The following is a 19,056-nucleotide window of genomic DNA, read 5'->3' as shown; positions in this document are numbered from 1 at the left end:
AATCTGGCTGCAGGCTCAATGGATAGTGCCTCTAAAACCACGGGTTTTACCGTAAAATGACGTTTTTAGCAAAGCTCTACCCTGCGTTGCCCTCCTTTACCCGGTTCGATCATTTGCGTGACGTCACAAAAAATGATCTGAAGTGTTGTTACCCTGAAAGGTCGGTTTTACTGCCCAGGACACACTCCCATTGAGTTTTTTGCATAGCAGGGAGTGTGTGAATACTGAGCATGAGCAGCAATACGGCCTACACCCGTGTCAAAGCGGCTTTATGAATTTTCCGGTCTAAGGTATGATTGGCCGCCTTTTTTTATTGTGGAAATAATGAGTATTCAACACAGATGAGTGGTATGCAGCGATTATCTTCCACGGCTTATCAGACCCTGATCGAAGGGGCTGAGGTGATAGAGCAGGACCATTTTGGCGACAAGGTTCTGAAGCTGAAAGATAAGACTTTTCTGAAACTGTTTCGGGTTAAAAGCACTATCAGCTCGGCGTGGTTTAAGCCATATTCTGTCCGGTTTGCCAGAAATGCCTCCGAACTTATGACGCGTGGCATTCAAACGGTTGACATCATTAGCTGCTACCGTCTTGAAAGGTATAAAAACACGGCTGTTCATTATCGGCCATTGCCGGGTCGGACCCTCAGGCAGGTTTTCCCTGCTCTGGATGAAGATGGAACCAGAGTTCTGGCCCAGCAATTAGCCCGATATATTGCGCACTTGCATAAACAGGGCGTCTATTTTCGCTCCCTGCACATGGGTAATATTCTGAAGTTGCCCGACGGTGCTCTTGGGCTGATAGACATTGCCGATATGCGCTTTAGCCGGAGTTCTCTGAAAGAAGCGTTAAGGCTCAGGAATTTACACCATCTGGCTCGTTATGAGCAGGATGTTCAGTATTTGATTAAGGATCAGACATTTTGTTCCACCTACGCCAGGCTGGCAGATTTGGATGTGGACAAGGTCGAAGCTGTAATGCAGCAAACCTGAAAGATTTCAAGAGAGAAAGACAGTGATAGAAAAGTTACGCAATATTGCCATCATCGCACACGTTGACCATGGTAAAACCACCCTGGTTGACAAACTGCTTCAGCAGTCCGGAACTCTGGGTCGAAAGGATCAGGGTGCCGAACGGATCATGGATTCCAATGACCAGGAGAAGGAGAGGGGCATTACCATCCTGGCCAAGAACACCGCCATCAACTGGCAGGACTACCACATTAATATTGTGGACACACCCGGACACGCCGACTTCGGTGGTGAGGTGGAACGTGTTATGTCCATGGTGGATTCGGTGCTGCTGTTGGTGGATGCGGTTGACGGTCCTATGCCTCAGACCCGCTTTGTCACCCAGAAAGCTTTTGAGCAGGGTCTGCGCCCTATCGTTGTTATCAACAAGATTGACCGTCCTGGTGCTCGTCCAGACTGGGTAATGGATGAAGTCTTTGATCTGTTTGATCGTCTGGGTGCTACCGAAGAGCAGCTGGATTTTCCGGTTATTTACGCTTCTGCATTGAACGGTATTGCCGGTGATGATCCTGAAAACATGGCACAAGATATGACGCCACTGTTTGAAATGATCGTCAATAATGTCCCTTCTCCCAAGGTGAATGTCGATGCACCCTTCCAGATGCAGATATCTGCCCTGGACTACAGCAGCTTCCTGGGAGTTATCGGTATTGGTCGTATCACCCGTGGTGTCCTCAAGCCTTCCACTCCGATTCGTTTGATTGGTGCTGATGGCAATGAGCGCAATGCCAAGATTCTCAAGGTCATGGGGCACCTGGGTCTGGAACGTGTAGACGTGGAAGAGGCTCGTGCTGGCGATATCGTTTGTGTAACGGGCATCGACAAGCTGAACATATCAGACACCCTGTGTGATCCAAACCACGTTGAAGCGCTGCCAGCACTGACGGTGGATGAGCCAACCGTGAGCATGACCTTCCAGGTCAATGATTCTCCTTTTGCAGGTCAGGATGGCAAGTATGTGACCTCCCGTAACATCAAAGAGCGTCTGGATCGTGAACTGCTGCATAACGTAGCGCTGCGTGTTGAGCAGGGCGATGATGCTGACAAGTTCAAGGTGTCTGGTCGTGGTGAACTGCATCTGTCGGTTCTGATCGAAACCATGCGCCGTGAGGGTTTTGAGCTGGGGGTTTCTCGTCCAGAGGTTGTCATCAAGGAGATTGACGGCGTTTTGCAGGAGCCTTACGAACAGGTTGTTGTGGATGTTGAGGAAGAACATCAGGGTTCTCTGATGGAAGAGATGGGCCACCGTAAGGCAGAACTGACCAACATGGTACCAGACGGCAAGGGTCGTGTTCGCCTGGAGTTCATTATGCCTGCCCGTGGTCTGATCGGTTTCCGTTCCCAGTTTCTGACCATGACTTCCGGTAGCGGTATTCTGACCAACGTTTTCGATCACTATGGCGACGTCAAAGGCGGAGAAGTGTCTCACCGCAAGAACGGTGTTCTGGTTTCTATGGTGAATGGTAAGGTGCTGGGTTATGCGCTCTGGAACTTACAGGATCGTGGTCGTTTGTTCCTGAATCCGAACGTTGACGTATATGAAGGTCAGATCATTGGTCTGCATAATCGTGACAATGACCTGGTGGTTAACCCGACCAAGGGTAAACAGCTGACGAACGTTCGTGCTTCCGGCTCTGACGAAAACATTCAGCTGACACCGCCTATCCAGCATAGCCTGGAACAGGCCCTGGAATTTATCGACGATGACGAGCTGGTGGAAGTTACGCCTGACAATATCCGTCTGCGCAAGAAGTTTCTGAAGGAGCATGAGCGCAAGCGCGCCAGCCGCAGCAAATAATTGACTGGCTGTTCTGACCGGGGGCGGGGGCAGCTCCCCGGTCAGTATGCTGGTGAAGCAAAAACCTGGGCCCAGTATATTCTGTATCGGCCTGAGGGGTTCTCTACAAAGCTGACTCCCATCTCGATGACATTAGGGTTCATGATATTTTTACAATGCCCTGGACTGCTCATCCAGCCGGTGAGTATGGCGTCGAGGTTGTGTGGGCCTACGGCTACATTTTCGGCATAGGCTGACCAGCGATAACCCTGTGATTCAATTCGTTGATTGATTTCACTGCCATCTGAACCTACATGGCTCATAAAATCTTTATTGGCCATATCCGTTGCGTGTTTGAAGGCGGCTGCTTCAAGAGAGTAGTTCCAGCGCAAACGTCCGACTGCACGCATGACGGTATTGCCACAGACCCGCGGTTTAGAGCGTATAGCATTGACAGCGGTTAGCATCTGATCTGCAAAGCCCTGAGTGGGTTGGTCTATGGCCTCGTTGTACCAATGAGAGTGAGTCCAGCGAGAGACAGACCAACGGGATCTCAGGAAGCTGTCCACTTTGAAAGAGGAGTATTTCCATGCTTCAAGAATTTTCTGCGGAATTGTGTCCATATAGCTGGCCAGTTCCTTGGGCATATCTGTAGAGTTTCCTATCACCCCTGTGCCGTCGAGACGGGCCATCATTGGCAAGTTTGGAGCAATAACTTCTTTCCAGAAGTCTTGTAAATGAGCCTTGACGGTTTCCCATTTCTGGTAGATGACTGCGGAGGCAGCACCAAGAATACCCAGTTTGAAGGCACCTTTTGCACAGCTTGCACAAAAACGAGTCATGGCTCCTTTTCGATATTCGCTTGCGGCTTCGTTTCTGTAATGCTCGACATCTTGTTTCATTTTTTCTCTGGCGAATTTTCTTTTTCTAGCCTCTTTTATTTCGCGCTCCATCTCCTCGTGACTGGGTTGGTGGAGGACATTTCTGACGCCAAATTGGAGCGCAGAGAAAAAGTAGGGTGGTATATCACCGCTGCTGACAGCGAAGATATCAAGTGTTCTGGCAGGTCGGTTGATCATTGCATTCAGCGAGTCTTCAGCAAGAGCTGCCCTGGCTGTCTGATGGGGTTGCAGATTGAAGACAATGGGCTGCACATGACCAGGAGTGTCATTAACTCCGAGTGTCAGGAAAAGGCTTATATCCGCTGAGATTAAGGCCGAGAAAAGAGTTTCTGGCTCTTCTGACAATGAAATGATGTTTTCTTCTACTTCGTAACTGCCATCTTCAAACCCTGTGAAGAATTGAGTAGCAATCGATCCATCCGCTAACGGCGTTATTGTCAGTATTCTTTTCTTAAGAAGAATGGCCAGTTGTGTGTTCAGATGGTTGATAGGCACACCAGGTGTCGAACCTTCGGGTATGACCGCACTATGACTTTCAAGGTAGAGATGCAGAGCAGCCACATTGATTGGCTGATCGTCCGGGTAGTTGAGGTATTCTTCCGATTGCCTGTAGAGTTGGCTGAGTTCCTGTTCACTGAGAAGGCTCATGATGGAGCGGGCCCAGCAACTTCCCTGATCTGCATTTTTGTTACACCTTTCAGGCATTTGATAATTGTGGCTTGAGAGGTAACTGTTCAGCTCCTCAGAATTATTCACCGGGAAGGGGTCCACCACTGCGGCATGACAAAAGCCCATGGCTGTGGAGAACGCCAAAGCTATGATCAATGGATCAATGGACCTGTGAAAAAATGGATTGTTCATCGACTACTGCTCGCTGTTTGAACGTTATACATAAGCACTCCCTGCCTTTCATATCAGCTATGAAACTTGGATAGCCCAGAGGCGTAAAAGTTCCTCAGAAGCCATGACAATGCTTGGAAAACCTTGGTTTTTAAGAGTATTGTAGAGTGCTGGGAGCCTGTCTGATTTAAGCTTTCGACTGTCTCCAGAGACAAGAGGTGGATCAGATGCTCTGTTTGCTTAGCTGACTGACTTCGCTTGATTCAGTGACTTCTGAAGGAAGGAACATGCGCACGCTTTACCCGGCTATAAAGCCATACTCTGTTTTCAAACTGGCTGTAGATACCGTTCATCAACTTTATGTGGAAGAGTGCGGGAGTCCTGATGGTATTCCTGTGTTGTTTGTCCACGGCGGGCCCGGGGTGGGTACTTCAGAAAAGTCGCGGCGATTCTTTGATCCCGAGAAATATAGAATCATCCTTTTTGATCAGCGAGGCTGTGGTCGGTCGCTTCCCCATGCCGAGCTGGAAGGGAATAATACCCAGAATCTGATCGCAGATATGGAGCAGATTCGGGTGCATTTGGGTATTGAAAAATGGCTTCTTTTTGGCGGTTCCTGGGGCTCTACCCTCTCTCTGCTCTACGCTCAGGCCCACCCTAAAAGGGTTATGGCCATGGTGCTCAGGGGGATTTTTCTGTCCCGACAGAAAGACTTTGACTGGCTCTACACTGAACAGGGGGCCGGCAGAGTGTTTCCTGATCACTGGAAGCACTTCGAGGAAATTATTCCGGAAAGTGAGCGAGCTAATATGCTGGAAGCTTATTACAATCGCTTGACCGGTGATGATGAGCTGGCACAGATGAATGCTGCCAAACACTGGGCGTTATGGGAGGGCCGGATCAGCACTTTGAAGCCCTGTCCCGATGCTGAAGAGTTTTGCAGTGAGCCACACAACGCAAAAGCCATATCCCGCCTTGAAGCCCATTACTTCATGAATGACAGCTTTATTGAACCTCATCAGATTATTCGTGACATGAAATTCATTAACCAGATTCCGGGCATTATTGTTCATGGTCGATACGATATGATCTGTCCTTTGGATAACGCTCAGGTTTTGGCTGATCACTGGACAGAAGCAGAGCTTCAGGTGATCAGGGAGGCGGGTCATTCGTCCTCCGAGCCGGGCATTGTGGATGCACTGGTGATTGCCACCGATAAGTTGGCGGTTAAATTCAGTTAATTTCACATGGGTTCCAGTGATTTTCTTCCTGGCCCCGGCTATCAGCCGGGGCCAACTTTTATACAGACTTCCGGAGTAGGATAACTCATGCGTGGATTAATCCAGCGAGTTCAGTTTGCCAATGTAAAAGTGAATGGCGAAACCGTAGGCGAGATTGCAGAAGGTCTATTGCTATTGTTGGGCGTAGAAAAGGACGATGATCAGGCAAAAGCGGATAAGTTACTGGATAAAGTGCTCAAATACAGGGTTTTCAGCGATCAGGACGGAAAAATGAATCTGGGTTTGAAAGACACTGGAGGTGGGTTGCTGGTCGTCTCACAGTTCACGCTTGTCGCCGGCACACGCAAAGGACTCCGTCCCAGCTTCAGTTCCGGGGCTTCTCCTGAGCATGGTGAAAAGCTGTATGACTATTTTGTCGAGCGTGCCCACACGCTTCATCACGATGTGGCAACGGGGCGTTTTGGAGCCGACATGAAAGTCTCCCTGTTGAATGATGGGCCGGTTACTTTCAATCTCGAAGTCTGATGTATTATTCGATGGAAAAACGCCAGAAGGGTTAATCTCCCGGCAGCCAGTCGTCATCTGTGATCTGCTCAAACGGCCATGGGCATTGTTCGGGGAAGCTGTCCTTGTTCAGGCGACTGGCCTCAGAGCGAATGTACTTGTTCATTTGTTTGATGGCATCATTTTTGGCATGTGGATAAACCTCGGCCAGCAGGTCATTAACTTTGGGTTGCAGGCAGGGATTTTTCTGTATGTGGCGTCCAATTTGTGTTCTTGAATTATTGATGCTTGGCATCCAGGTATGGATCACTTTATCTTTGACCCAAGGGTCTTTCAGTACCCGTTTCTGATAGTCGTACTTGAGAAGATGCACCAGCAATATGATCAAGTGGGAACCTAACTCGTCGGCAATATTGCCCATCTGTATATCCATCGCCTCCAAAAGATTAGGGATGTCAAGCTGATCAAATTGCCCCTTGGCCAGAAGTTCCCGTTGCTGGCCAAGCCATTGGGTGTAATCGGTTTCGTAAAGATTTTCCATAAAATACCTCCATTGCCTTACCACTGTAGGCAAAAAGCAGAAGGGAATCAAAATGAAGTCCCAAGGCTCAGACGTCTTTGTGGGGGGGCAAAAGAAGGAGCATTGCCAAAGACCGTTTTATCATCAAGACTCAAGAGCATCAGATCCAGCTATCTGGACTTTCTCGCTGAAAAAGGTGGAGAAATGGCTCGTAAACTGTTTTTCTGGATTGCCATTGGCGGAACGCTGATCACCTTGCTTCTGTCGTTTTTCTGGCCCGGGATACTTTGGTTGTTTGTTTTTCTGGTGCCTTACACTCTGGTCGGGGTTCTTGATCTGACCTGCACCAATCATAACGTTTTGAAAAATTATCCTGTCATTGGTCATATGCGCTATGCGCTGGAGTTTATCAGTCCCGAGATTCATCAGTACTTTATTGAGTCAAACCAGAGCGGCAAACCTTTTAATCGTGAAATACGAAACATGGTGTATTCAAGAGCCAAGGGTGTGTCTGATACTCAACCTTTTGGCACCCAGTTTGAACTGACCGATTGCGGTTACCACCGGGCCAATCATTCCCTGACACCCAAAGAGGTAGATGCCAGCCATGGAAGAATACTGATCGGTGAACATTCCTGCTCACAACCTTATCTGGCGTCAAGGTTGAATATTTCCGGCATGAGCTTTGGTGCCCTGAGTGCCAATGCCATCAGAGCAATGAATGCGGGCGCTCGCAGAGGAGGCTTCGCTCACAACACGGGAGAAGGCGGGTTAAGCCGACACCATCTGGCAGAGGGAGGGGATCTGGTCTGGCAGATCGGCACAGGTTACTTTGGTTGTCGAACACAAGAAGGTGGTTTCGACGAAAAAAGCTTTGCTGAAAAAGTAAAGCATGAAACCGTGAAGATGGTTGAAGTCAAATTATCCCAGGGAGCCAAACCATCCCATGGTGGCGTACTACCTGCTGTTAAAGTCTCGAAAGAAATTGCTGAGGCCAGAGGAGTCCCTGAGGGAGTGACCGTCATTTCTCCACCTGCTCATTCGGCTTTTTCAACGCCTAAAGAGCTGATTTTATTTATTGATCATCTCAGGGGGATTGCCAATAAGCCGGTGGGCTTTAAGCTCTGTCTGGGCAACAAAGTGGAGTTTATGGGGATCTGTAAAGCCATACTGGAAACCGGTTTGGCTCCGGATTTTATTACGGTTGATGGCGCAGAGGGGGGCACAGGTGCAGCCCCGGTGGAGTACACGGACCGGCTGGGAATGCCGTTGAATGAAGCCCTGGTCTTTGCGCACAACTGCCTGACAGGTGCAGGTCTGAGAGAGAAAGTAAAGGTCATTGCCAGCGGCAAGGTAGCGTCGGGCTTTGATATGGTGACAAAGATTGCTTTGGGTGCTGACCTATGTAACTCGGCCAGAGCCATGATGTTTGCTGTGGGATGTATTCAGGCATTGAAGTGCAATACCAATCACTGCCCGACCGGAGTGACCACTCAGGACCCGGTCAGAGGCAGAGCTGTCAACATTGCTGAAAAACAGATCAGGGTGGCAAATTATCACCGTGTGACGGTGGCTAGTTTTCTCGATATCGTTGGAGCTATGGGGCTGGACAGTCCTGAACAGCTGAGTGCAAGGCATATCTTCCGACGTCTCGCCGATCAGACAGAAGCTTCTTACGCAACCATCTACCCGGTTCTGGAAACAGGATGCCTGTTGAATCGCGACGATACGGTTGGCTACAGCAACCACTGGGCGCAGGCTTCGGCTGGTGAGTTTTTGCCCGGACAGGGGGGAATTGCCTGAAACAGAAAACGCCGACATTAAAGTCGGCATTTTCCGGGTTAAACAGGATTACATCTGTTCAACGGTTTCAATGCCCAGCAGGTCAAGGCCTTTCTTGAGGATGTGGGCCGTCAGGGCACAGAGTTGCAGGCGACTGTTTTTAACGGGTTCGCTGACGCCTTCTTTGTTAACCGGGCAGTTTTCATAAAAGCCCATGAAGGCACCAGAGAGGTCATAGAGGTAGCCGCAAAGTACGTGAGGTGTTCCTTCACGGGCAGTCTGTTCAATGGTTTCGCTGAATTGGTTGAGCTTCAGCGCCAGGTCTCTCTCGGAAGGCTCTTCAATCAGGATGTTACCGGTGAGGTCGGATTCAGAAACTCCGGCCCTGCGGAAGATGCTCTTAATACGGGTGTAGGCATAGAGCAGATAAGGCGCAGTGTTGCCCTCGAAAGCCAGCATGGTGTCCCAGTCGAAAACGTAGTCGCTGGTGCGGTTTTTGGACAGGTCAGCGTATTTCACCGAGCCCATGGCAATAGCTTTAATGACCTTAAACTTTTGTTCTTCGTTGAGATCAGAGGCTTTGCTGGCAATCAGTCTGGCTGCACGCTCTTCAGCTTCGTCCAGCAGATCTACCAGTTTGATGGTAGTACCGGCACGGGTTTTGAAAGGTTTGCCATCCTTGCCCAGCATCATACCGAATGCATGATGTTCTGTGCGGGTATCTTCATTGACAAAGCCGACTTTGCGGGCAATGGTGAAGATCTGGTCAAAGTGTTGTCCCTGACGAGCATCAACATAGTAAAGAACACGGTCGGCATTCAGGGCGTGGGTCCGGTGCCGCAATGCTGCCAGATCGGTTGTAGAATAGAGAAAGCCGCCGCCAGACTTTTCGACGATGACACCCATGGGGTCGCCGTCTTTATTCCTGAATTCATCCAGAAAGACCACTTTTGCACCCTGGTCTTCACTCAACAGGCCTTTGCTGTCCAGTGCATTAATAATGGCAGGCAGGCTGTCGTTGTAGGCGCTCTCACCCATAACATCAGATGGCGTCAGGGAAACATTCAGTCGCTCGTAGACTTCCTGGTTGTGAGACAGAGTGATATCAACCAGCTTTTTCCAGAGTTTCAGGCAGTGCTCATCGCCAGACTGTAATTCGACAACATACTTACGGGCTCTGGCGGCAAAGGCTTCGTCGTCGTCAAAACGTTTTTTAGCCGTCTTGTAGAAGGCTTCCATGTCTGCAAGCTCCATAGCCTGGGCTTCCTGGCTGTCCTGCTCCAGCTCTTCGAGGTGAGCAATCAGCATGCCGAACTGAGTTCCCCAGTCGCCCAGGTGGTTCTGGCGAATGACCTTGTGGCCCAGAAATTCCAGGGTACGAGCGGTGGCATCACCAATGATGGTGGAGCGAATGTGGCCAATGTGCATTTCTTTGGCAACATTGGGCGCAGAGTAATCGACAATCACGGTTTCCGGGTTGCTGACAGAGGCTACACCGTAACGATCGTCTTTTACTGCTTCCTGCAATCTGGCAGCGAGCCATTCTGGCTTGAGATAGATATTAATAAAGCCGGGGCCGGCGATTTCCGTTTTTTCAGCAATACCTTCCAGATCCAGATTTTCTTCCACTTTTTGGGCCAGATCTCTAGGCTTGAGTCCCATTTTCTTTGCTGCTGCCATCACTGCATTGCACTGATAGTCACCAAAGTTGGCCCGTGCGCTCTGACGAACCATCGCAGGAGTGTCCTCCGGGGCTCCGGCGGCGATCAGTGCTCTGATGACTCTGTCTTCAAGCAGTTTAACAATATTCATGGAAAAAATTCCTTGGTCTGAAACGAGTGTACGATGATTTTTTTTGCTCATGGCTGCGCATCGGGAAAAATATTTTGCACTGTCTGCGTCTCATTGTTGATGGTTTTTCAAAATATCTTTCTATCGCTATGGGCATCTCTAACAAAGAGCTTGTTGACCTTTCTGGTCAGCGGCAGCCTTGTTCTGCAAAAAAGCAGGATGTCGAAAGTGATGGTGACTGAAAAGCAACCTTTCAGCCTTGGCATCGTCGCCATGTGAATGTCAGGCAGCCCGGAAAGTTGCCGCAACAGAGGGCAATATCAGATGCCGACTGAAGCCTTTCAGGACTTGCCGCCTGAGAGGCCGGTGGAGTGGCTGATGAGAGTGATTTCATAGCGGGAAATAATAGCGAATAAAACGGCTTTGAGACAATAGCAGTCTTCTCTAATCATGAGAAATGTTGCCACTGCCGAGAAGTGTGAAGTTGGGAGAGACGAGCATCTAGGAGCCTGACCGAGAATAGACTGCCCTACTGCGGCGGCAGCAAATTGGTCTGAAAATCCGCTTTTGTTCGTCAAATAGCTCGCTATTCTCCTTACAAAACCGAATTTTCATCCTCAATTTTCTGCCGTCCTCGCGACGGGCGCTATTCTCGGTCAGGCTCCTAGACCATGGTCAGCTGGATGATTTGTCTGCCCCGGCTGCTACAGAGGCTGATAAACCGGATTTATCGCCATCAATGGGAAAATAAAATAACTGTCTTTTTTCCAAAAAGCGACTAAACATAAGGATCTGAATTCAGACACTTGAATATTCTTCAGATCAGTGAGAGCTTGCGATGTTTTTGAGGACTTTTTGCTTTGCCCTGACTCTATGGCTGGCATTAGCACCTTTAGTTAATGTTTCAGCAGTTAATTTTTCAGCCGGACAATATGAATCCAGTTTAATGGGGGCGGCTGCCGAGCATCGTAATTTCGACCTTTACACCAATCAGATGGATGCTGCTTTACAACACAAACTGTCCCGGCTGTTACCCCATCTGCCATTATACGACGGGGCATTTATTATTGATGTAGGATCTGGCACTGGAGCTGTGGCCGCAGCCATTGCCAGGGGAAATCCCGGATTAATGGTTCAGGGGATCGATATTCAGCCTCCGATGATAGCCCATGCCCAAAGTCGATACAGCGCAATAGAAAATCTTCATTTTGAGCAGGGCAGTAGCAATAAACCTTATGGAGTGAATGCTGACGCAGTGATAATGGCTGCGGTCCTTCATGAGATCTATTCCTACAACGAAGATTCTCTCGACGCTGTTAAAAATGCTTTAGAGCTTGCCTATGAGACGCTTAAGAAAGGGGGGAGAATCATTATCAAAGATTTTGCCCGACCTGAAGATGGTACGAGGCAAGTTCGTTTTTATCACGCAAAATCTGATGTAAAGGAGCGACATTGTTTCGCTGAATTTGCACTCGGCTTCTGGCAACTTAACCGGCATGTGCCAATTGGTTCGTATGAGAGTACCAAAGATTATGAATCCGTCGAGACGGATATGGCATCAGCTTATGATTACATGTTCAGAAAGGACTATACGGAAGACTGGCATGCAGAAATTAAAGAACATTACGGATTCATTGATCCCCGTGATCTTATTTTTATGCTGAACGAGGTTGGTTTTAAAGTTCATGTAGCTAAGTTTTTTGATAATGAATGGATTTTAGAGCACCGGATTCGTGGAAAAGTGTGGCTTAAGGATGTGAAAACCGGTGAAGACATTCCCATTCCAAAATACGATATGGTCATTGTCGCTTATAAATAAAGAACATTACTGTTCACTTTCCATCTCCCAGAGATTGACCTGGCTGTCTTCAAGGTGGATTCTGCCCGAAAAAAATCCATCGTGGTTATTATGGGCTGCATTGTGGTCGACGATCAGCAGCAGGCTGTCAGGCAGATATTTTTTTAACATCCACTGCGCCCGTTGCACCGATGCCTGATCCATCCCGGCGAAAATTTCGTCCAGTATGGCTACTTCAGGGCGCCGGTTAATCACCGAGAGCAGCGCCAGTTTTTTAATCTGGCCACCACTGAGCTGATCTTTCCAGTTACGTTCGTCGCGAAGCTGTGCTTCCAGAAGGTGCCATTGATCTTCAGGGTAGAAATCGATCTCCTGCAACATGTTGATTAACTCTCTGTCTGTCAGGTCGCCTCTGTATTCTGGCTTTTGAGGATGCGGGTCGTTTGAGTCGGTTTCCAATCTTAACGTGACGAGTTCTCTCAGGGTTGTGTTGGGAGGAATGTAGGTTAACTGCTCGGCATGGAAGACTTCAGGCAACTCGCCATTGGCAGTGGTGTAGGTCACATTACCCGTTGCCCAGATACCATTGCCGGCTTCTCTTCTGATCTTTGAAAGCAGGCTGCTCTTGCCACTGCCAGAAGCACCGGAAACCGCATAATAGCCCTTGGGAATGGTCAATGCCTGATCGGTCATCAGCACTCCTTCAGGATGCCCCATGGAGAAGGCGTCCAGACGAATGGCGACCTCATCCCCTTTTTTTGCCCGATAGTCAGGTTGTTTCCAAAGTTCCGCCGGGGGATCGTTTATTTCTGCTCCCAGTGAGTAAATGCTATAGAGCGCTTTATCGAAGCTGAGCAGGTATTCGACGTTATTAGCGTGCCATGAGAAGGCGTCGGAGACACTGTCAGAGGCGAAAAGAAGGGCCTGATAATCGTCGTATGCAACTTCCCCAGTGCTCATCTTTTTGGCAATAAAAAGGCTTTTGGCGACGAAGTCGACAAGGCCTTTTGCTATGCTCCAGCTGCCCGAAATCAGCCCTGCCTGAGACTGGCTGGCTTCTGTTTCACGAACTGCCAGCAGCAGCTCAGAATACTTTTCGACCATAAAATCCTTTTTGGCACCGCTGCCAATGGTTCGTGCATTGGTGTTGAAGTCTTTTTTCAATAAGTCGAGTTTAGTGCTCAGGGAATGCCTTTTGGTTTCCAGATCCAGGGCTCCCTGGTTAAGGCTCAGGGTCACGGACTCAGTCATTTTGCTATAGATATCCATGAACACCAGCATATCGGCAGCGCCGCTTTTGACAATAAAAGAGAGGTCATAAAAACCACCGATATAAGCACGGGCCAGCGAACGCTTCAGTGAGCTACCGGCATTGACGATGTTGTGGATACTGACATCCATTCCGGCAATCAGGGTGTCGAGATTTTTATCCAGGTTCAGTCTTATAAAATTCTGGTCATCGAAAAAGAGACTCTCCAGTTCATCTTCTGCAGCTTGCGTCATCAGAATTCTGTAGTAGCTTTCTATCACCGAATCCATCAACCAGTGTCCTACGTAAGGCAGGCAGAAATAGCCCACTGACAGACCGGCTTCAACATAACCGGATAAAGCCTCTTCAGGTTTTAGACCGAACCTTGGATTAAAGTTTGACAGACTTGCATGAAGAGACTGGGCCCGGGAAGAGTGTATTTTGGTCAGTCTGGAGCTCATTAGTTGAGAGCCTGCTATGGCAAGAGCCTGCATGTGTGAGAGTCTCTGGATGGTCTGGTGATCCATAATTTCATTCAGGATCTGATCCATTTCAGAAACGACTTCCAAATTGGATTTGTCATTCTCGCGACTGGAGGGTTTCAGAGTGATACACAGATAAGAAAGGGAGCGCTCGTCTTCTGAAAGTGAGGTAAACAGGCAGGTTCCACTCCAGACAGTGCCGGCACTTTCCATTAAATAAGGAACATTGAGTTGAGACACCGCAGAGCTGTAGGAGCTGCCAATCAGTGGCAGTCGGCCCAGAGCCGATGAGAAAAAGGGCGTCATTACTTTTAGCTGGGTGACAGCGGATAATGTTGTGGATAAGGGCTCGGTGTCCGTAAGATTACAGGCTGCCATCACTTCATCGACTGCACCGAGAGCCGCTCCTGCAGCCGCTCCCGGCATTCCTCCCAGGATGGCGCCGTTGATGGCTCCCTTTGCGGGTGCGCTGACGTACTTTTCAAGGAAGTTAAACTGGCCTGAAGCAGTCAGTGCGCCACCGACAAAACCACAAAGGTAATTAATAAAGCTGGGCATGGGAGTATTGCTCATGGTAGCGGCTCCCATGACACCGGCACTCATATAATAGGAGGCAGATGTATTGAAGTGATTGTAAAGTAAATCCAGGCCGGATAGGGCGACACCGGAAATAACGCCTGCACTCACGGTATAAGGGGTTTGGTCAGGCGAATTGCTCGCAGCTATGCCACCTGCAATTCCGCTCATGACAGGCATTACCAGCCACTGAGAGTTATGCAATATCTGATGTGGCTGGTGAGACACCAGATCAGGATAAGAGGGTTGTAATAATTCTGAGCAGAAAGCCATTTGATTCATTAGTAATAGAATGAATCCAGGGAAAAAGAATCGCATTCAAAACTCCTTTTACTTCTTGATTTTTTTTATCTGTCACTTCTGTGGACTGTAATAGTTAGAGTACGGGGAACCGGAAAAGTTCCTGTCTTTTCCGATATCAGAGAAGTAGTTTGAAGGGGTTATTTAGAAAGAGGCCATTGCTGTGCGGTGTGCAAGATGTGAAGTATCCGATTAGTGATTTTGTGACTGTTAGCGCTATTGAGGGTGTCGCAAAACTCCACCAGTTCGTTCCCATGCTCTGAGGTCGTCATTCCCGCGAAGGCGGGAATCCAGGGCCAACAGTGGGTCTCTGCCTTCTCGGGTATGACAAGGCCAGGGGGGCGCCGGGCAGTATGGTTCTGGTGGTGAGTCAGTGTGGATTCCCGCCTTCGCGGGAATGACGAGAATGAAGCCGGGAATGACGAGAATGAAGTCGGGAATGACGGGAGTCAACTCGTTCCCTCGCTGGAGAGGGTTTTGCGACACCCACGCAGAGCGTGGGAACGAGTTGAAAGACCAGTCCTACCCGATTTAGAGTTTTGCGACACCCTCCTTCGCGGGAATGACGAGAATGAGGAGAGAGTTTTGCGACAGCCTCTATTGGGAGGGGATTCTTGACCGCTCAAGAAGGTTTCTGTTTCACCGTTCGTTGCTCAGCGCCAGACACTTGTGCCTGGCTTTTACTGTGGAGCGACAGAATTCAGATCTGATTCCTGAGTCCTAATTGATCAGGATGAGGGTTAAGATAGGTTTGTTCCTGGATGTAATCGTTACCATGATTTTCAATGAAATGACGGAGCATGGTCATTGGAACCACTAATGGCAATATACCCTGGCGGTACTCCTCGACCAGCTTGAGAAACTGGTTTCGCTCTTTGGTATCCACGGTCTTTTTCACATACCCCAGAATGTGCAACATGGTATTGGTGTGGGACTTGCGGTTAGCTCTTTTTTTCAGGGTGTTCATGAATTCTTCGAAGTATTGTGCCAGCAAAGATTCCAGTTCCAGCTTGCCACCTTTGGCAACCAGTTTTCCCAGAGCCGTATAATCACTGGGGTTGTGAGCCATGATCATATATTTGTGGGTAGAGTGGAAATGGACCACAGCGGCATGACTGGGGTTGTTCAGCACTTCGTTGTGCCAGCGGTGGTAGGCATAGACCCGGGTGAAGAAATTTTCCCTTAAAACGGGATCATGGAGTCGGCCTTCCTCCTCTACCGGCAGTAGAGGTTGCGCTTCCATCAGAGCCCTGGCATAGGCACCGGCTGAACTGACGCCGGAAGGGCAGCCGTTTTCATGGTACACCTTGACCCTTTCCATACCGCAGCTGGGGGATTTTTGCATCAGGATGTAGCCACTGATATCGGTTAATTCTCTGGCTTTCTTGTAGCCATAATCCGTCAGCTGATCGGTAACGTCGACATCCGGATGGTCTGTACCCACAACCCGAACCTGTTGGATATCCCCAACCAGACGAATGGGCTCTCTGGGGGTGCCGAGTCCAATGGCCACTTCGGGGCAGACTGGCTCGAAGTGGAAGTACTGGCTCAGGGTATTCATGCAGAATGAAGAGCGCTTGTGTCCACCATCGTATCGGACTTTTTGACCCATCAGGCAGGCGCTGATGCCGAGTTTGATCTCTTTTTCAGGTTCTGGAATGGAGACAATGGCCATTTAACACTTCCTTCTTTTATCCCTTTGCTTTCAATGTAACTTATTTTTAAGGCAAATCCCCGGGAGCCTGTCGGACTGTGAGGAAGTTCGAACCGGGCTCCAGAAAGAACGGCCATCTTTTCTTTTGTAAGCTCCCTGTGAGGTCCGGGTATAAATGTCAGTATGGAAGGCTAATATAATACCGCATACGTACAAAGCCAACGATACTACACCGGTAATAACAAAAGCCCGGGTTACACTTACTTGAGAAACTCCCAGATCAATATCGCTGAGAAACCACCGACCACCCCGGACATATAATCGGGCAGGGAAAAACCGAATATACTACGAAACAATAAACCGATTAAAAAACTTGCCACCAACATCACTGCAAGGGTAATCAGGCACCGTTTCCAGAGAGGCAATATGGATGAAGCAGTTTTGACATCAGTCATGATTATCCTCAAAAGACCATAATCTCGTAGTCTAGTAGTCGACCGTCATAACCCGCAAATTCAGAGGCGTTATAAGCAGCATGAGTTATCAGGCAAAATTGACCTGAAGAATTGCTCAGACAGGTGTACTAATCGTCGCTCAAATCCAACAAAAAAAGCTGACTCGCCCTACTGAAATTCTTATGGCTGCTTCAGCGCCTTGAAAGCAGAGAGTACTTTTGCTCTGGATGCTTTGAGGTCAACAATCGGTGCTGGGTAGTCAATCTCATGAGTATCTTTTTGCCAGGGGGCGTGAATCTCCTTACCACTGAGTTTGTCCAGCTGGGGTAGCCAGTGGCGAATAAACTGACCTTGTGAATCAAATTTCTCGGACTGACTGACAGGGTTAAACATTCTGAAATAGGGGGCCGCATCGGTGCCAGTGCTGGCAGACCATTGCCAGCCACCGTTGTTGGCAGACAGATCACCATCGATCAGATGCTGCATAAAGAAAGTTTCCCCGAGGCGCCAGTCAATCATCAGATTTTTGGTCAGGAACATGGCCGTGACCATTCTCAGACGGTTGTGCATCCAGCCGGTACTCAGCAATTGCTTCATGGCTGCATCGACCAATGGAAAACCGGTCTCACCTTTGCACCAGGCATTGAATGCCTGTTTATCCTGATTCCAGGGCAGATGTTCGGTTTCCGTAATGAATGCCCTGCCTCTGGAGAGTCTGGGGAATCCATGCAAAATATGTTTGTAAAACTCCCGCCAGATTAACTCACTCATCCAGCATTGCAGGCCATCACTTCCTGAATCCATTTCGCCATTGTTGGCTTGAAGGGCAGCATAAAAACACTGTCTGAGGGAGACTGTTCCTGAAACCAGATAGGGTGAAAGGGTGCTGGTGGCATCAATACCCGGAAAATCCCGGAACTTTTTATAACCTTCACCGTGAGACTCAATAAATGCTTTGAGCCGGTTTGCTGCTTCCTCCTCACCAGCGGGCCAGAGTTTTTGCAGACCTTCTACGGGCGTAAACAGATTTTGATAGTCGACTGTCTCAACTTCAGGCAGCTTCAAGGGCTTTTGTTTTTCAGGCGCAGCCAGTGGCTGAATCTGATGCGGGTTAAGGGTTCGATAGAGGGCTTTTTTAAAGGGCGTGAAAACTTTGAAATAATCACCGCTGCCATTCAACAGTTGACCGGGGGGGATCAGGGTCTGGTCAGAAAAGCGCAGGCACTCTAGCTGTTGCCCGATAAATGTTTGCTCTACAGCCTTGTCCCTGTTTTCTTCATTGAGCCCATGTTCGTTATTAAAGCTTATGCCATCGCACTGTAGCTGCCGGGCCATCTGCAACAGTTGTTGGGCACAGTGTTCAAAGCGGAGAGACTGGATGACTATCAATGGAATGTTGAGTCTATTAAGAGACTGTTCCAGCTGTTTGAGATTCTGCATCCAGAACCAGAGCTTGTTCGGACTGTCATTGTGCTCCTGCCACTGATCCGGGCACAGACAATAGACAGCTATAACTTCATTTTTGTCTGCGCTGTGGTATAGAGCAGGGTTGTCACTTACTCTCAGATCGCTTCTGAACCAGACCAGTGTTCGACTCATAGCAGTACGAGCTGGAAATCCAGCCCACCCCCGAAATATGTTAATGAATGCTGGCTCTGATTGTGCTGGATTTTCATAGTCTCAATTACACCTTCAGTCATATTTTTAAGTTATAACTCTGTTACGGGTTATGACAGGAAGTGGATCATCCCGGGGATACGTTAAGAGTTTCTGGCCTGATAGTTGCTTAACAGCATCTGAACTTTCTCACTATGCTATCTGGGGTATTAATAGCATAAGTGAGCTAACAGGATGGCTTTAAGAAAAGGTACTACACATGCTCGACACGAGTTCGCTTCCAACAACCCGTTCCGTTGAATATGAGCAGGTTTCTGATGATTATCTGAAGCAGAGACAGCTTAAGAAAGGAGCAGCGGGCTGGCTGGTTCTGGCTGGACTCGGGGTTTCCTACGTTATTTCCGGAGATTTTGCCGGTTGGAACTTCGGGCTGGAACAGGGCGGTTTTGGTGGCATGCTCCTGGCCACCCTTGTCATGGCTATTATGTATACCTCTATGGTGCTGTCATTGGCCCCCTATGTCAGGATAGATGTCGC

The 19,056-nt window shown here is 48.9% G+C and carries 15 protein-coding genes and 1 pseudogene; 8 read left to right on the top strand and 8 right to left on the bottom strand.

What is annotated here, in order from left to right; all coding sequences use genetic code 11:
* The first annotated feature begins 350 nt into the window (after positions 1 to 350).
* Together P6910_RS19315 and typA are read left to right on the top strand one after the other, a co-directional pair.
* Entirely contained in the window at positions 351 to 992 is a 642-nt protein-coding gene (locus P6910_RS19315) for a toluene tolerance protein (RefSeq protein ID WP_317142881.1), read from the top strand.
* A 22-nt stretch (positions 993 to 1,014) separates the two neighbouring features.
* On the top strand, positions 1,015 to 2,829 hold the full coding sequence (gene typA / locus P6910_RS19310) for a translational GTPase TypA (RefSeq protein WP_317142880.1): 1,815 nt from the start codon (positions 1,015 to 1,017) through the stop codon (positions 2,827 to 2,829).
* 41 nt (positions 2,830 to 2,870) lie between these two features.
* On the opposite strand, the gene P6910_RS19305 is transcribed toward typA, so the two are convergent.
* A complete protein-coding gene (locus tag P6910_RS19305; RefSeq protein WP_317142879.1) occupies positions 2,871 to 4,571 on the bottom strand; it encodes a CAP domain-containing protein in 1,701 nt (566 codons plus the stop codon).
* 266 nt (positions 4,572 to 4,837) lie between these two features.
* On the opposite strand from P6910_RS19305, the gene pip reads away from it, so the two are divergent.
* Together pip and dtd are read left to right on the top strand one after the other, a co-directional pair.
* Positions 4,838 to 5,791, top strand: coding sequence for a prolyl aminopeptidase (gene pip, locus P6910_RS19300; RefSeq protein WP_317142878.1), 954 nt, complete (start codon positions 4,838 to 4,840; stop codon positions 5,789 to 5,791).
* Between the two features lie 87 nt (positions 5,792 to 5,878).
* Entirely contained in the window at positions 5,879 to 6,316 is a 438-nt protein-coding gene (dtd, locus tag P6910_RS19295) for a D-aminoacyl-tRNA deacylase (RefSeq protein ID WP_317142877.1), read from the top strand.
* Between the two features lie 31 nt (positions 6,317 to 6,347).
* On the opposite strand, the gene P6910_RS19290 is transcribed toward dtd, so the two are convergent.
* Positions 6,348 to 6,836 carry a DUF29 domain-containing protein gene (locus P6910_RS19290; RefSeq protein WP_317142876.1) on the bottom strand — a complete coding sequence of 163 codons (489 nt, stop codon included), beginning with the start codon at positions 6,834 to 6,836 and terminating at the stop codon, positions 6,348 to 6,350.
* 183 nt (positions 6,837 to 7,019) lie between these two features.
* On the opposite strand from P6910_RS19290, the gene P6910_RS19285 reads away from it, so the two are divergent.
* Positions 7,020 to 8,618: an FMN-binding glutamate synthase family protein gene (locus tag P6910_RS19285; protein ID WP_317142875.1), complete on the top strand. Its 1,599-nt coding sequence runs from the start codon at positions 7,020 to 7,022 to the stop codon at positions 8,616 to 8,618.
* A gap of 48 nt (positions 8,619 to 8,666) precedes the next feature.
* On the opposite strand, the gene argS is transcribed toward P6910_RS19285, so the two are convergent.
* Positions 8,667 to 10,409: an arginine--tRNA ligase gene (argS, locus tag P6910_RS19280; protein ID WP_317142874.1), complete on the bottom strand. Its 1,743-nt coding sequence runs from the start codon at positions 10,407 to 10,409 to the stop codon at positions 8,667 to 8,669.
* Positions 10,410 to 10,435: 26 nt separating this feature from the next.
* On the opposite strand from argS, the gene P6910_RS19275 reads away from it, so the two are divergent.
* Together P6910_RS19275 and P6910_RS19270 are read left to right on the top strand one after the other, a co-directional pair.
* On the top strand, positions 10,436 to 10,630 hold the full coding sequence (locus tag P6910_RS19275; protein ID WP_317142873.1) for a hypothetical protein: 195 nt from the start codon (positions 10,436 to 10,438) through the stop codon (positions 10,628 to 10,630).
* Between the two features lie 596 nt (positions 10,631 to 11,226).
* Positions 11,227 to 12,207 (top strand): methyltransferase, encoded by a 981-nt coding sequence (locus P6910_RS19270; RefSeq protein ID WP_317142872.1) that lies wholly within the window; start codon positions 11,227 to 11,229, stop codon positions 12,205 to 12,207.
* A 6-nt stretch (positions 12,208 to 12,213) separates the two neighbouring features.
* On the opposite strand, the gene P6910_RS19265 is transcribed toward P6910_RS19270, so the two are convergent.
* The 5 genes from P6910_RS19265 to phrB all read right to left on the bottom strand — a co-directional run bounded on the left by P6910_RS19265 (position 12,214) and on the right by phrB (position 18,501).
* The gene (locus P6910_RS19265; RefSeq protein ID WP_317142871.1) at positions 12,214 to 14,664 is read right to left on the bottom strand and encodes an ATP-binding cassette domain-containing protein; all 2,451 of its coding nucleotides are present in this window, start codon (positions 14,662 to 14,664) and stop codon (positions 12,214 to 12,216) included.
* Positions 14,665 to 15,009: 345 nt separating this feature from the next.
* On the bottom strand, positions 15,010 to 15,279 hold the full coding sequence (locus P6910_RS19260; RefSeq protein ID WP_317142870.1) for a hypothetical protein: 270 nt from the start codon (positions 15,277 to 15,279) through the stop codon (positions 15,010 to 15,012).
* A 214-nt stretch (positions 15,280 to 15,493) separates the two neighbouring features.
* Positions 15,494 to 16,468: a DUF523 and DUF1722 domain-containing protein gene (locus P6910_RS19255; RefSeq protein ID WP_317142869.1), complete on the bottom strand. Its 975-nt coding sequence runs from the start codon at positions 16,466 to 16,468 to the stop codon at positions 15,494 to 15,496.
* Positions 16,469 to 16,707: 239 nt separating this feature from the next.
* The gene (locus tag P6910_RS19250; protein ID WP_317142868.1) at positions 16,708 to 16,902 is read right to left on the bottom strand and encodes a hypothetical protein; all 195 of its coding nucleotides are present in this window, start codon (positions 16,900 to 16,902) and stop codon (positions 16,708 to 16,710) included.
* Positions 16,903 to 17,082: 180 nt separating this feature from the next.
* Positions 17,083 to 18,501 carry a deoxyribodipyrimidine photo-lyase gene (phrB, locus tag P6910_RS19245; protein ID WP_317142867.1) on the bottom strand — a complete coding sequence of 473 codons (1,419 nt, stop codon included), beginning with the start codon at positions 18,499 to 18,501 and terminating at the stop codon, positions 17,083 to 17,085.
* Positions 18,502 to 18,778: 277 nt separating this feature from the next.
* Between phrB and P6910_RS19240 the strand changes: the two are divergent.
* Positions 18,779 to 19,033 (top strand): annotated as a pseudogene (locus P6910_RS19240) (ethanolamine permease); the annotation flags it as partial.
* Positions 19,034 to 19,056 lie beyond the last annotated feature (23 nt).

Source organism: Endozoicomonas sp. 8E, assembly GCF_032883915.1.
Taxonomy (GTDB): Bacteria; Pseudomonadota; Gammaproteobacteria; order Pseudomonadales; family Endozoicomonadaceae; genus Endozoicomonas_A.
The sequence above is the reverse complement of the archived record's forward strand: the minus strand, read 5'-3'. Positions and strand labels throughout refer to the sequence as shown.

What these genes read in the sequence shown, in the direction of transcription:
- P6910_RS19305 (WP_317142879.1), bottom strand. Translation starts at nt 4,571, where the DNA reads ATGAACAATCCATTTTTTCACAGGTCCATTGATCCATTGATCATAGCT.
- P6910_RS19255 (WP_317142869.1), bottom strand. Translation starts at nt 16,468, where the DNA reads ATGGCCATTGTCTCCATTCCAGAACCTGAAAAAGAGATCAAACTCGGC.
- P6910_RS19285 (WP_317142875.1), top strand. Translation starts at nt 7,020, where the DNA reads ATGGCTCGTAAACTGTTTTTCTGGATTGCCATTGGCGGAACGCTGATC.
- P6910_RS19290 (WP_317142876.1), bottom strand. Translation starts at nt 6,836, where the DNA reads ATGGAAAATCTTTACGAAACCGATTACACCCAATGGCTTGGCCAGCAA.
- P6910_RS19265 (WP_317142871.1), bottom strand. Translation starts at nt 14,664, where the DNA reads ATGAGCGGAATTGCAGGTGGCATAGCTGCGAGCAATTCGCCTGACCAA.
- P6910_RS19250 (WP_317142868.1), bottom strand. Translation starts at nt 16,902, where the DNA reads ATGACTGATGTCAAAACTGCTTCATCCATATTGCCTCTCTGGAAACGG.
- pip (WP_317142878.1), top strand. Translation starts at nt 4,838, where the DNA reads ATGCGCACGCTTTACCCGGCTATAAAGCCATACTCTGTTTTCAAACTG.
- P6910_RS19315 (WP_317142881.1), top strand. Translation starts at nt 351, where the DNA reads ATGCAGCGATTATCTTCCACGGCTTATCAGACCCTGATCGAAGGGGCT.
- P6910_RS19270 (WP_317142872.1), top strand. Translation starts at nt 11,227, where the DNA reads ATGTTTTTGAGGACTTTTTGCTTTGCCCTGACTCTATGGCTGGCATTA.
- argS (WP_317142874.1), bottom strand. Translation starts at nt 10,409, where the DNA reads ATGAATATTGTTAAACTGCTTGAAGACAGAGTCATCAGAGCACTGATC.
- phrB (WP_317142867.1), bottom strand. Translation starts at nt 18,501, where the DNA reads ATGAGTCGAACACTGGTCTGGTTCAGAAGCGATCTGAGAGTAAGTGAC.
- dtd (WP_317142877.1), top strand. Translation starts at nt 5,879, where the DNA reads ATGCGTGGATTAATCCAGCGAGTTCAGTTTGCCAATGTAAAAGTGAAT.